Consider the following 12,353-nt stretch of genomic DNA (forward strand, 5'->3'; position numbering starts at 1 on the left):
GAGGATAAAATAATGAATGAAAAACTAAAGGAACCAAGAATTTATTTATGTGCAGCTGTTTTTATATCAATGTTTTTGCCATGGGCAAGCTGTGAATCTTCAGCAGATGTCATGGGCATTTCTGCCAGTGGAAGTGCTTCAATCAGCGGCGTAGCGCTCTTACAAAGCAACTTTATAACAAGCGTATTTATATTTCTTATTCCCGGTCTGCTCATATGTCTTGATTTGATACCTTCAATAAAGATTCCGATGAGGCTGCCATATTTATTAGCACCTATTGTCTCAGTCATCATGTCTGTAGTATCAATACTGCTCTATAAATCCAAGTCATCTTCTTCAGTATCTTTTGGCGGTGACAGCAGTATGGATATTTCATTACATATCAAAATAGGTTTTATAATAACCATATTACTTTTTATCGCTATTATCGTCTACACTTTAATACATGATTTTGCATTAGATAAAGATGCAATAAAAGAAAAAGGATTAAAGGGAGCAATATCAGATATTGCCGGCGAAGTTTCCGGAGAGATGTCAGAGACAGTGAAAAAGACAAACTTTGAACTTCCATCATCAAAATGCCCTCAGTGTGGTTTGCCTGTCACTATAGGCAAAAAATTCTGTCCGAAATGCGGTTATAAAATGCAGGCAGCGTCTTCCCCATTAGGCACTAACAGACGTACATCTGCAAATTCTTCAACCCCGCTTACCGTACAGCAGTATATCGACAGTCTTAATACCGTCAAATGCCAGAATTGTAACAATGACGTACCGGTAAACACAAGATTTTGTCCTCAGTGTGGAGAAAAAGTTGAAATTAAAGTTTATCCTGAAAATTGTGAGTCATGCGGCAAACCGCTTATAAAAGGTAAAAATTATTGTCCTGACTGTGGTACAAAGGTAAATACCATAAAACTTATAACAAAATGTTCTAATTGCGGTTCAGACCTGTATTTCGGCAAAAAATATTGTCCTGACTGCGGTACTAAAGTTCAATAAATTTTTTATGATACTAAACAGCCACAGAATATTACGATTTTATCGTGTTTTCTGTGGCTATTATTTTTGAACAATATTTTAAATTGCCTTATATATCTTTTAACATTTCTCAGGTTCCGGATAATCCACTCCGTCAGTATCTACCGTAACCTTGATTATCATCTGCGGCTCTAACGGTGCATCTGAATAATCAGTTTCTGTCTCTGCTATCGCATTCACCGTATCCATTCCGTCTGTAACTTTTCCGAATGCGGCATACTGTCCGTCAAGGTGTGGCGCATCTTTATGCATGATAAAGAACTGTGAACCAGCTGAGTCAGGCATCATTGAACGTGCCATTGATAGAACTCCTGCTGTATGTTTAAGGTTATTTTCTACCCCATTTATTGCAAACTCACCTTTGATAGAATATCCCGGTCCGCCGGTTCCTACTCCGTCTGGGTCTCCTCCCTGTATCATAAAACCTTTTATAACTCTGTGAAATATAAGTCCGTCATAAAATCCCTTATTTATAAGAGAAATAAAATTGTTTACCGTATTTGGAGCTATTTCAGGATAAAGCTCCGCTGTAATTGTACCTGCTGTTGTTTCAAATGTAACTATTGGATTTTTTGTCATTTAATTTTCCTCTTTTCTAAATTAGTTTAATTCATTTTCTTTTTATATAATTCAATGCGACGCTTTGCAACCGACGCTTCAATAGGTGCAAACATCACATCAGCCACAACTTCCGATGTTACTGCGTACTTAAGCTGTTCCATATTTTCTTCCCTGCATACTGCCACAATCGGATACTCCACAGCCCACTGCTCCTTCCTCTGAAACTTTGAATCATCTACAAGCAATAATTTTTCTTTCTTTTATATTTCCATACCCGCCGTTCTCCCATAATTCTATTTATAATTTTCGCATAAAAAACGTATACTAAAAATCATTTTTCATTAGAAATTGTGTTATTCTTATTATAACACTTGCTTGAAATTATGTGAAGTAATAAAAAATGAATAAATTTCGCCATTGCTGTTTTTAACACAAAAAATGACGTCCTGTCAAACTATATATAATACTGTGCCTGTGCATTCCAGAACTCATAATATTTTCCGTCCGTATCGTTTAAAAGTTCTTCATGTGTTCCAAACTGCACAATCTCACCCTCGTCAAATACAGCTATATTCTTACAGAACCGGCATGATGAAAGTCTGTGTGAAATATAAATTGCCGTTTTATCTTTTACCATCCTGTCAAAGTTGCTGTAGATTTCATATTCCGCAATCGGGTCAAGTGCCGCTGTCGGCTCATCGAGAAGTACGAACGGAGCTTCTTTGTATATTGCCCTTGCTATCGCTATCTTCTGCATTTCTCCTCCTGAAAATTCAACACCGCTTTCGTCATAACTTTTTCCTATATATGTATCAAGCCCATTATCAAGTTTGTCAAGCCTTGTTTTTAACCCTGCTTTTTCAAGACAATCCTCTATCTTTTCATTATCTCCCTCCATGTCTGCTGCCACATTCTGTTTCAATGTAAACGGAAGAATATTAAAGTCCTGAAATACAACCGAAAACAATCTTCTGTACTCTCTCTGGTCAAATTTTCTTATATCAACACCATTCAATAATATCTCCCCTTTTTCAACATCATAGAGGCGGCACAAAAGTTTTATCATTGTCGTCTTTCCCGAACCGTTCATTCCGACTATCGCAAGTTTTTCTCCGATATTTAATTCCATTGAAAAGTTTTTAAGTGCATACTCATCACTTCCCGGATATTTAAAATACACATTTTTAAACTCTATCTTGTATTCATTATCGCTTCTCTTTTCAACCGGAAGTTTTCCTTTATACATCTCATCTTTTAATCCGATAAGTTCCAATGTGGAAATCTGTTTTTTCGCCTCAAACGCAAGAGCTACAAGTGCTGTGCAGATATGTGTAACACCTGTCAGAAGCTTTTGCAGACTGCCTACAAATACAACTACATTTCCTGCACTTATTTTTCCTGACAGTGCGGCAAGAATGACAACCAGATATGCCCCTGCCTCTACCACTCCCATAGTAAAATCACCCATTGCAGCTTCCATTCCCATACTGAAAACTCCTTTATTATCAAGTTCCCTATGCTTTTTAGAAAAGAAAGGTTCTATTGTATAACGCTTTAAAAGGTCATATCCGTTATATATCTTAATATCTTTTGTATTGGCATAAGTATACTCTCTGCCATAAATAAAATCGTATGCAAAATTAACCATTTCTTCACGGTCTTTTTCATCAACTTCAAAAAACTGATATTCTTTTAACATCTTGTTGTAATGAAGCCTGAGTTTGTCTGTAACTATCGCAATAAGTATTATCATAACAAAAGAAAATAATACGGAATATCTGCCTGTATGGCTAACTATCTTCACTATCGGATATGCGAGAACAATTGACGCAACAATATTTACTATATCAAACAATATGCTGTTTGTTATAAATACCGGTGTATTTATGCCCCATCCCCAATTTGTATCCTTATCTATCTTGTCTCTTAATCCTTTTACCTTTGGACTGTCTATCTCGCTGTAATCCATATCTAATATTTTCATTTCTATGTTTGATGAATATATATTATATATCCTGTCACGCCTTGCCTCTGCATAATTCCACACCGTACTTGCCACAAACCTTATCAAAAATATTATAACAAGCGTAATAACGGTAACCTCTGACAACTCTCTTGCTCCCTTTTTTTGTGCAAGCCCATCGAGGACATAAGACGAAAGCCAAAGTGCAATATAAGCTGCCGCAACATTTGCGATATGTGTTATCATAGAAATTTTAAAATAATTTTTATCTATCTCATTTATTATCTTATAGAGATTTTTAATATTTTTTATATGTTGTCTTAACGAAATTTTTTCTGTTAATTTTTCCATCATACTGTCCTCTCATCATAATAACTGCTCTGCACTTCAAACATCTGTGCATATCTTCCTTTCATCTGCATAAGCTCCTCATGCGTTCCCTGTTCTATCACTTTTCCTTTTTCAAGCATGATTATCCTGTCTGAAAATCTTGTACTTGCAAACCGATGCGATATAAATATTGCTGTTTTTTTGTCCGTATATTTTACATAACTGTTATATATCTCGCTTTCAGCAATCGGGTCAAGTGCCGCCGTCGGCTCATCAAGCACAAGCACCGGTGCATCTTTATACAATGCTCTTGCAAGCAAAAGACGCTGGTTCTGACCTCCCGACAGTTCAATACCGTTTTTATGCATTGACTTTGTTATATAACGCTCAGATGTTATTCCTCTGCTGTCTAAATATTCTTTTAAACCTGCTTTTTCAAGTGCATTAAGTACCTTTTTATTATCCGTATCTGCTGCTCTTTTCAAAGATATATTTTCACTTATCTTAAACGGAAGTATAAAATATTCCTGAAATACAACAGAAAACAACTTATAAAATTCTGACCTTGCAAATCTGTTTCTGTCAATGCCATTTATCAGAATGCACCCCTCATCAGGCTCATACATTCCTGTAAGTAATTTTACAAGTGTAGTCTTTCCTGCACCATTTACACCAACTAATGCTATTTTTTCTCCGGAATTTATCTTCAGATTAAAATGCTCAAAAATCTTTACATTTTCCTTGTCTTCATCATTACTTTTATATGAAAAACTCACATCACGAAACTCTATTTCCAGAGGATATTTTAACTCTTTTGTCCCCTCGCCGTCATCCATCTGCTCATCCTCAAGGTCAAAATATTTTCTTATATCATCTGCCTTTCTAGCGGCATTGCCTAACTCTAACATGTCATGTATAATATTTCCCACAAAGCCTGAAAAACCTGCCACTGCACCAAAATACATCACAAATTCTCCTGCCGTTATGCTTCCCTGTACAGCTTTATTTATAAGGTATATATACACTGTCATATCACACAGCATGGATATTAAAAAACCAATTTTTTCAACACGGGATGTAACTTTTCCTTTTTTGATATTAAAATCCGTTATCTTTCCTATGATATTGTCCCTAAGCTTCGAAAGCCAGTTATCCATATCAAACATCCTTACATCCTTTGCCATACTTGTATTTCCCATATTACCTCTTATACAGTAATATTTACTGTTAAGTTCTGCACTTTCTTTTCTCACACTCTCATAGTATTTCATGCCATAATCCTGTGCATAACAGTTTATAAGTGACAAAATGATAACGACAGCAAGCATAAACATATTAAGGCTTCCTATGACTCCGGAATATAATACAAAACATAAAATATTTATAATAATAGATACTGTTTGGTTTATGAGCTTACTTGTAGCACCGTCATCTCCCTCATTGCCTAATGTCTGTACCGCTTTGTTATATGTCATTTTATTTTCTCCGCCCTCACCGCACTGATAAGCTACTTTCTGACTTTTCAAAAAAAGTTCCGACAAAAGTAAAAATCTCATATTGTTACATGGAATATACTTTCCTCCCCAGCTTCCCGCACCAGCGGCTTTCGCCACTATGTAGACAAACAGCAGCAGTATAAATACTCTTAAATTCATCCCTGTGTCACCTGTGACAATATCCACTGCCACTTTGGATAATATAATGCCAAGAAACGGCTGCAGCACACGCATTATTATTTCAACCGCCGTAAGAAACAATGCAGCCGGACAATACTTTTTCATCAAACCGAAAATCCATAGTATATCGCTTATCACTCCATAACACTTCGTACTATTCTCATTCATTTCTTCCTCTCCTTCAATTTATTTTCCATATGATAACACTTTTTTCAGTCAAAAATAAATTCGTGCACGAACGGTATGTTTCATGCACGAATGGTTAGTTTTTAACAATAACATTGTTCTTTTTTAGTTTATAATGGCAGCATTACCTCTGTTGCAAACACTCCTTCCTCATCCTGTCTGTTCAGATACCCACCATATTTTTCCACTACTTTGTCTGTTCTTCTAAGACCAAAGCCGTGATATTCTTCTGTTTTTGTTGAGTGGTACAGATTTCCGCTTCTTTTTAACTTGCCCTCAGATGAGTTAATAACATACAGATAAAGCTGACCTTTCAGAATATCAATATAAACCCTGATAAATCTCTTATCCTCATCTTTTATCTTCTGGCACGCCTCTATCGCATTATCCATAAGATTGCCGAGCACAATGCTTAAGTCGACTTCAGAAACAGAAGTATTTAAGTCAGACGGCACAATGGCTTTCGCATCAACTTTTATTTTTCTCTGACCGGCAAGTGAAATCTTGCTGTTTAAAATCGCATCAATCATCACATTTCCTGTTTTTATAACAGTGTCAACAGTAGTAAGGTCAATCTCAAGGTCATTTAAATATTTATCAAGTTTATCATATTCTTTCATCTGCAGATAAGCTTTCATTGTCTGTATATGTGTGCGGTAATCGTGCCGCCACCCTCTTGTCTGCCGATACATATTTTCAACTTCCTCATAATGTCTTTCAATAAGGCTGCTCTGATATGCTGATATATTTTTTTCCGTGATAAAAAGTATAAGTTTCCTTATTGCAATAACAAGAACTACTGCTGCTATAACAAAAATTGCAGCTATACACACCATATTTGTTTTCATCTGTCATCCTCAATCCTTCTGTAATAATTTATAAATGCCTCATTCACAACAGAATACGCACGCCTGCTAACCGGAATTTTGGAACCATCATCAAATAGTATCTCATTTTTCCCTATGCTGTGTATAAACTCAAGATTACATATATATGAGCGGTGGCATTTGATAAAATTTTCACCGGCAAGTTTCTTTTCAACACTCTTGACAGCTTCGATAACAATATATGTAACACTCTCATCACCTTCTGAAACACGAAATAATGTATTGTGACCGTCTGCCTCGACATAGATTATTTTTCTTTTTGAAAATTTATAAACACCGTCCCCGCCACGAAATATAATATACTCCGTATCAGCTTTCCTTTTTGCTGCACGTTCAAGACACTGTACTACTTTTTCTTCTTTGATAGGTTTTATCAGATAATGAAGTGCTTCAACCTCGTAACCTTCTGATATATATTCAGCGACACCTGTAGTAAACACAAGTGCTATATTATTGTCAGACTCTCTTATACGCTTCGCCATTTTAATGCCATCCATCTTTTTCATCTGAATGTCAATAAACAATATATCAAAGTCCTTTTCGTCATCCCATGCAAATAAAAAACTTTCCGCACTGTCATACTCTTTTATCTGTATATTTTCTTTTCTTTCCACTCCCCAGTTTTTAATGTATCTGTTTAATATCTGCATATGCACAGCTTCATCTTCAATAATTCCTATCTTCATTCTGTTCCTCGTTTTTTTTTTATAGTAATTAATTCCCATTCGTGCACTGTTTTTGTGCTTGTTATGAAAATTTTAATATTCATACTATCTGATTGAAATATCACCGTCAGAACAATTTATCTCAAGTTTAGCAGACGGATTTTCGACATTTTTTTCAAAAGACGTTTCTGTTTTTTCTCCGTCTATTTTATGATTTACGCTGACATCTCCGTAACTTGTTCTTGCACTGACTAAAATGTCATTCCAGTCATCAAAGCCTATAACTTTCACATCGCCATAACCGGAATTAATTTTTATATTTCCTGTAAGTTTGGTATTCTGCAATTTTAAGTCACCATCATTTAATTTTACGGCTATATCCTCAAACGAGCCGTCATTACACTTAACGTCTCCATAATTGTCTGTTAAAGCCATACCTTTTAAATTTGTATTTTTAACAACAATATCTCCGTCAGAGGATGTTATCTTTCCGCTTTGTAACTCTGCATTTTCAAGCTTAATATCACCTGCATCTACAGCTATATCCATCTTGTCACTTTTAAGTCCGTCAATTGAAATGTCGCCGTCTTCCGTATCAAATTCTACTATACTTATCTGTTTGTCTTTTGGCAGATATAATACAAACTGGTTTTGTCTGACATAATCCTGTGTTCCGCTTAATATGGCAGCAAGCCCGCTCAAATCAACATTTATCGTAACATGATTTGATTTCTGTCTAAGCTTAAACTCACCACCACTCACCTCATAGACTGCAGGAACTTCACCTTTCTCTTTCTTCAAATTATACGCTATATAACAGTTTTTGTCATCCGACTGTGCAATTTTAATGTCAATTGTATTTGTTTTTATGTTTATCTTATCGAAATCATCTATTTTTGTTTTCTCTAATGTCGCATATTCTTCTTTCAAATTTTTACTGTCTGTTGTGAGCATTGAACTAAAATCCATGTTCTTTACATATCTTCCGCCGCCCATTACCTTGCCTGCAAAAAATATGCCCATACCAAAAACTATACATAAAATCCCGGTTATCAATGCTCCCTTTATAAATTTTGTCATTATTTTTTCCCCCTTTTAGACGCCTTGTGTGCAAATTTTATTGTAAGTTCTGCAAAAAGCCTGACACATAAAACTCCAAGCAGAACAATTATAATTCCGACACCGATTGCCGCAAGTCCCAATCCTGAAAGCATTATCGCTGACGATATGGAAAGTTTCACGGTAACAATCGCTCTGGCTATCACTGCCATTCCTGCTATAGCTGCACACACTCCGAACAAAAATACACATAAAACTGCCAGAACCACACACAGCAAAACACAGAACATAACGATAAGACCACTTATAAGTAATGGTGTTGCTACCGGAAGTGCAAATATTGCAAGCAATGCTATCCACAATACACCAAACACTGATTTTTTGTCACTGTCAACCTGTTTCTTTTCACTGTCAGCCTGCTTTTTCTCATCTATCTTTTTTTCAAGAATATTACTTATGATGTCACAGGCTGCTTCTTTTGGTGTACCAAGTTCATCCATAAGCTTTTTTGCCTCATTTTCATCCGTCTCGGCAAAATATTCCGTAAAATACTCCATCGCATCATCATAATCTGCTTTAGGCAGCTTTTTCAGATATTTACTAAGCTGTCTTAAATATTCATCTGTTTTCATCTTTCATTCTCCCTTCCACTATATCATCAATTGTGTCCCTGTAGATTATCCACTCTGAGTTTAAGAATTTAAGTTCCTCTACACCCGCATCCGTTAAAGAATAATATTTTCTTTTTCTTCCCTGATACTCTTTCGTGTATGTTGTCATAAAACCGTTTTTCTCAAGTTTTTTCAAAATCGGATAAAGCGTTGACTCTTTTATATCCGCCACAAGTTTAACTGTGCGGCTTATCTCGTACCCGTAAGAATCTTCTTTTTGCAGTACCGACAGGATTAAAAATTCTATCAGATGCGCTGATACAGGATAGTACATCTTTCCACTCCCTTTCCTTGCTAATTATATGTATATATTTTATATATAAAAATATTATATATAAAATATATACATATTGTTTTATTTTGTCAAGTATAAGTTTTTTATCTTTTCAAAAACATAACAGTGCAAAAAAAGAGACAGCTGCAATAAGAAAATTTCATACAAATATAGATATTTAATAGTAACTACTTCTATATCCTGTACGATTTTTCATTAATGCAACAGTCTCTTTAAATATAAATCTGAACATACCAATTATACTGTTTTTAAACATTATGTTCACTGTACGCTATTAAGATTACTGTCTGTTGTTATTTTTATCACTTCTCTACAAGTTCATACGGATTTTTGCTGATTATCCTAAACCCTCCTGTCTCATCGCCCGTTATGTTTTTCTTTGTCGTTATCTCATTTGTTTTTGTCTTTTTCACTCCCCACTGATAATTTGAATCAAAGCTTTGTACATCACCCCATTTTGCAAGTGGGACTACATAAAAGTCAAACAAATCTTTCTCAGATGTCTTTTCATAAACCTGTATCTGTATCGTGTAGCTGTCAATCTTTGTCAGCCCCTTTATACGCTGCTTTTTGTCCGGCTGCTTTTTGCAGATTTCATTGAGTACGATTTTTTTTACAAGAGCATCATAATTCTTTCCTGTCACTTTTCCAAGTTTTTTGTAATCATAACCGTATTGGGCTGAAATCTGTTTTATCACCGTATCAGCATCCTTATTTTTCGCTTTATATTTTGGATTCAGAGAAAAAAAATAAACAAACAAATCCCTTGTCCTCGGATATTTGTCTGTTATGTAAGAGTAAGTTTCATCCCGGTATAAAGAACTCGTCCACTCAAATGCGTCTTTTATCTCGGGATATATTATTTTTGTTTTTATCTTTTTTTTCATTGCAGCAGACGGTTTCTTTATTTTCGCATAGAGCGTATGCTTTGCTTTTGAACTGTTCTCACACCCCGTCTGATAATTTAAAAGTCCAAGTATCTTACACTTGTACACATTGTCAGATGCCTCATACGAACTATCGGTTCTCAGATAGTAATTAAACATCAAATCATCAGCTGTCACAGCCATTCCATCCGTCGCCCTTATTCCCTCTTTAAGTCTTATTGTGTATGTTGTCAGCTTATTTTTTGTTTTCTTTTTGCCTTTATTTAGATACCGGCTGTCTTTTTCTATGCTTTCAAAATATAAAGAACCTGAGCCTGAGTTTATTTTTTTTAACTCATTATATATATTTATATAGCATTTATCCAATATATATCTGTCAGCTTTTGTCTTATATACAAAAGGCGATATTTCTTCAGATACATCACCCTTTATATGTAGCACTTTTTGTGTATCATTTTCAGTATTCTTCACTTTCACATCAGTCTGTTTTATTTGTGAATATGTAATCTGTTCGCCATTATCATCTTTTTTATTTTTGCAAAATGAAGTGATTACTATAATGACAAGACATACATAAAAAGCAACAACAATTATATTTTTTTTCATGGAGCAGACACTATTCCTTTCACTGATAATAATATTGCTAATATAATTAGAGTAAAACTCTGCCCGCTCCATGTCAATTTAAACCATCTTTTAATTTTCGACAGCAAACATCTCTCCGTCTACAATCTTAACCACCCTTTTTGCAGCTTTTGCCACCTCAAGGTCATGTGTTATCATAACTATCGTATTTCCCATGTCATTAAGTTTTCTAAACAGTTTTAAAACTTCTTTACCGCTTTTACTGTCAAGTGCTCCTGTAGGCTCATCTGCCAAAAGAATTGTAGGTTCACCTACCAGCGCTCTTGCTATTGCAACTCTCTGTTTCTGACCGCCTGAAAGCTCGTTTGGTTTATGGTTTACCCTTTCCTTAAGACCAAGCATTTCTATTGTATCCATACACATCTCTTCTGCTTCTTCATGTTCATATCCTCTCATAAGAAGCGGCATTATAACATTCTGAATAACAGTATATGTAGGTATCAAATGATAATTCTGAAATATAAATCCGATTTTTTCGTTTCTGATACCTGTAAGTTTCTTTTCTTTCATTGCATGAATTGCAAGCCTGTCAAGATAATATTCACCCTCGTCAAAAAGATCCATACAGCCTATAACATTCATAAGTGTAGACTTACCTGAACCGGAGGGACCAAGAATAGCAACAAATTCTCCCTCGTCTACTGTGAAATTTATATTCTTCAGGACATGAAGAGACTCCCTCCCCATGTCATAAGTCTTATTAACATTGATAATCTCTATCTTATGCTCGTCATGCTTAACGGCAGTCTTTTTATTTTTATCTTTATCAGTATCACTGTTCACCGCTTTTTTCTTTCCAAACTTAATCATAAAAACCACCTTTCTTATGAAACTATCCACACTCCTACTACGACTTTTTCTCCGCTTGAGTCCTTCTCCATTATCATCTTAATAATATCCCCGTTTGATAATCTTGAAAACGTTGTCGTTTTTCCGAGTGATGTTATCACATCCGTTCCAACCGGTATCGTTGTACTATCTGTCTCATCTGTCAATGTATAAACCTTTTTGTCACTATTCTTAGAAGATTTGCTTTTGTCCGATTTATTTTCGCCTGAACTGTCTAATGATGAATTTTTGCTATCACCACCCATATCGGGCGGTCCCCCGGCAGAATTATCATTATTTCCATTATTCATGTCAGGTGCCCCGCTTGATGATGGCATATCTCCACCTTTCATGTCAGGCGCCCCGCTTGATGATGGCATATCTCCGCCTTTCATGTCAGGTGCTCCGCTTGATGATGGCATTTTATCTTTTTTCGCGTCTGATACACTTTGCTCTTTAGCAATGGTATACTCTATCTCGTTTCCGTATATTGCCGTTATTTTGCATGTTACTATTTCCTGATTTGATTTCAGTTTCACAGAATCTATATCATTTGTGTTTTCTTCTTCTGCTTTTGAACAACCTGATGCCAACAGGCACATTACAAGCAGTAATACAGTCATTTTTCTGATTTTTTTCAATTTAAGAACCATATTTCATTT

At 35.4% G+C, this 12,353-nt stretch carries 13 protein-coding genes; 1 reads left to right on the forward strand and 12 read right to left on the reverse strand.

Features of this window, described 5'->3' with window-relative positions:
• Nucleotides 1–12 precede the first annotated feature (12 nt).
• Nucleotides 13–999 (forward strand): double zinc ribbon domain-containing protein, encoded by a 987-nt coding sequence (locus ACZLXV_RS04520; protein ID WP_482382633.1) that lies wholly within the window; start codon nucleotides 13–15, stop codon nucleotides 997–999.
• A gap of 99 nt (nucleotides 1,000–1,098) precedes the next feature.
• Here ACZLXV_RS04520 and ACZLXV_RS04525 read toward each other — a convergent pair whose 3' ends face one another.
• From ACZLXV_RS04525 to ACZLXV_RS04580, 12 genes are all read right to left on the reverse strand, one after another.
• Complete coding sequence (locus ACZLXV_RS04525) at nucleotides 1,099–1,617, reverse strand: peptidylprolyl isomerase (protein WP_022224447.1); 519 nt, start codon at nucleotides 1,615–1,617, stop codon at nucleotides 1,099–1,101.
• A gap of 26 nt (nucleotides 1,618–1,643) precedes the next feature.
• Nucleotides 1,644–1,799 (reverse strand): hypothetical protein, encoded by a 156-nt coding sequence (locus tag ACZLXV_RS04530; RefSeq protein WP_022224446.1) that lies wholly within the window; start codon nucleotides 1,797–1,799, stop codon nucleotides 1,644–1,646.
• 254 nt (nucleotides 1,800–2,053) lie between these two features.
• Complete coding sequence (locus ACZLXV_RS04535) at nucleotides 2,054–3,916, reverse strand: ABC transporter ATP-binding protein (protein ID WP_022224445.1); 1,863 nt, start codon at nucleotides 3,914–3,916, stop codon at nucleotides 2,054–2,056.
• Nucleotides 3,913–5,736, reverse strand: coding sequence for an ABC transporter ATP-binding protein (locus tag ACZLXV_RS04540; protein ID WP_482382634.1), 1,824 nt, complete (start codon nucleotides 5,734–5,736; stop codon nucleotides 3,913–3,915). Before ACZLXV_RS04540 ends, ACZLXV_RS04535 begins: the two co-directional genes overlap by 4 nt.
• Nucleotides 5,737–5,864: 128 nt before the next feature.
• A complete protein-coding gene (locus tag ACZLXV_RS04545; protein ID WP_022224442.1) occupies nucleotides 5,865–6,602 on the reverse strand; it encodes a sensor histidine kinase in 738 nt (245 codons plus the stop codon).
• Nucleotides 6,599–7,327, reverse strand: coding sequence for a LytR/AlgR family response regulator transcription factor (locus ACZLXV_RS04550; RefSeq protein ID WP_482382635.1), 729 nt, complete (start codon nucleotides 7,325–7,327; stop codon nucleotides 6,599–6,601). The genes ACZLXV_RS04545 and ACZLXV_RS04550 overlap by 4 nt, the downstream gene beginning before the upstream one ends.
• A gap of 84 nt (nucleotides 7,328–7,411) precedes the next feature.
• Nucleotides 7,412–8,386, reverse strand: a complete 975-nt coding sequence (locus ACZLXV_RS04555) for a DUF4097 family beta strand repeat-containing protein (RefSeq protein ID WP_022224440.1) — start codon at nucleotides 8,384–8,386, stop codon at nucleotides 7,412–7,414.
• On the reverse strand, nucleotides 8,386–8,997 hold the full coding sequence (locus ACZLXV_RS04560) for a DUF1700 domain-containing protein (protein ID WP_022224439.1): 612 nt from the start codon (nucleotides 8,995–8,997) through the stop codon (nucleotides 8,386–8,388). Before ACZLXV_RS04560 ends, ACZLXV_RS04555 begins: the two co-directional genes overlap by 1 nt.
• Entirely contained in the window at nucleotides 8,984–9,310 is a 327-nt protein-coding gene (locus ACZLXV_RS04565; protein ID WP_482382636.1) for a PadR family transcriptional regulator, read from the reverse strand. Before ACZLXV_RS04565 ends, ACZLXV_RS04560 begins: the two co-directional genes overlap by 14 nt.
• A gap of 323 nt (nucleotides 9,311–9,633) precedes the next feature.
• Nucleotides 9,634–10,824, reverse strand: coding sequence for a hypothetical protein (locus tag ACZLXV_RS04570; protein WP_482382637.1), 1,191 nt, complete (start codon nucleotides 10,822–10,824; stop codon nucleotides 9,634–9,636).
• Nucleotides 10,825–10,914: 90 nt separating this feature from the next.
• Nucleotides 10,915–11,550: an ABC transporter ATP-binding protein gene (locus tag ACZLXV_RS04575; protein ID WP_367335658.1), complete on the reverse strand. Its 636-nt coding sequence runs from the start codon at nucleotides 11,548–11,550 to the stop codon at nucleotides 10,915–10,917.
• Nucleotides 11,551–11,687: 137 nt separating this feature from the next.
• Nucleotides 11,688–12,344 carry a hypothetical protein gene (locus tag ACZLXV_RS04580; RefSeq protein ID WP_482382638.1) on the reverse strand — a complete coding sequence of 219 codons (657 nt, stop codon included), beginning with the start codon at nucleotides 12,342–12,344 and terminating at the stop codon, nucleotides 11,688–11,690.
• Between the last annotated feature and the right edge of the window lie 9 nt (nucleotides 12,345–12,353).

This window comes from Butyribacter sp. (assembly GCF_056818865.1).

Excerpts from the sequence above, each read along its gene's own strand:
- ACZLXV_RS04520 (WP_482382633.1), top strand. The coding sequence starts at position 13 with ATGAATGAAAAACTAAAGGAACCAAGAATTTATTTATGTGCAGCTGTT.
- ACZLXV_RS04525 (WP_022224447.1), bottom strand. The coding sequence starts at position 1,617 with ATGACAAAAAATCCAATAGTTACATTTGAAACAACAGCAGGTACAATT.
- ACZLXV_RS04535 (WP_022224445.1), bottom strand. The coding sequence starts at position 3,916 with ATGATGGAAAAATTAACAGAAAAAATTTCGTTAAGACAACATATAAAA.
- ACZLXV_RS04540 (WP_482382634.1), bottom strand. The coding sequence starts at position 5,736 with ATGAATGAGAATAGTACGAAGTGTTATGGAGTGATAAGCGATATACTA.
- ACZLXV_RS04545 (WP_022224442.1), bottom strand. The coding sequence starts at position 6,602 with ATGAAAACAAATATGGTGTGTATAGCTGCAATTTTTGTTATAGCAGCA.
- ACZLXV_RS04550 (WP_482382635.1), bottom strand. The coding sequence starts at position 7,327 with ATGAAGATAGGAATTATTGAAGATGAAGCTGTGCATATGCAGATATTA.
- ACZLXV_RS04555 (WP_022224440.1), bottom strand. The coding sequence starts at position 8,386 with ATGACAAAATTTATAAAGGGAGCATTGATAACCGGGATTTTATGTATA.
- ACZLXV_RS04560 (WP_022224439.1), bottom strand. The coding sequence starts at position 8,997 with ATGAAAACAGATGAATATTTAAGACAGCTTAGTAAATATCTGAAAAAG.
- ACZLXV_RS04565 (WP_482382636.1), bottom strand. The coding sequence starts at position 9,310 with ATGTACTATCCTGTATCAGCGCATCTGATAGAATTTTTAATCCTGTCG.
- ACZLXV_RS04570 (WP_482382637.1), bottom strand. The coding sequence starts at position 10,824 with ATGAAAAAAAATATAATTGTTGTTGCTTTTTATGTATGTCTTGTCATT.
- ACZLXV_RS04575 (WP_367335658.1), bottom strand. The coding sequence starts at position 11,550 with ATGGGGAGGGAGTCTCTTCATGTCCTGAAGAATATAAATTTCACAGTA.
- ACZLXV_RS04580 (WP_482382638.1), bottom strand. The coding sequence starts at position 12,344 with ATGGTTCTTAAATTGAAAAAAATCAGAAAAATGACTGTATTACTGCTT.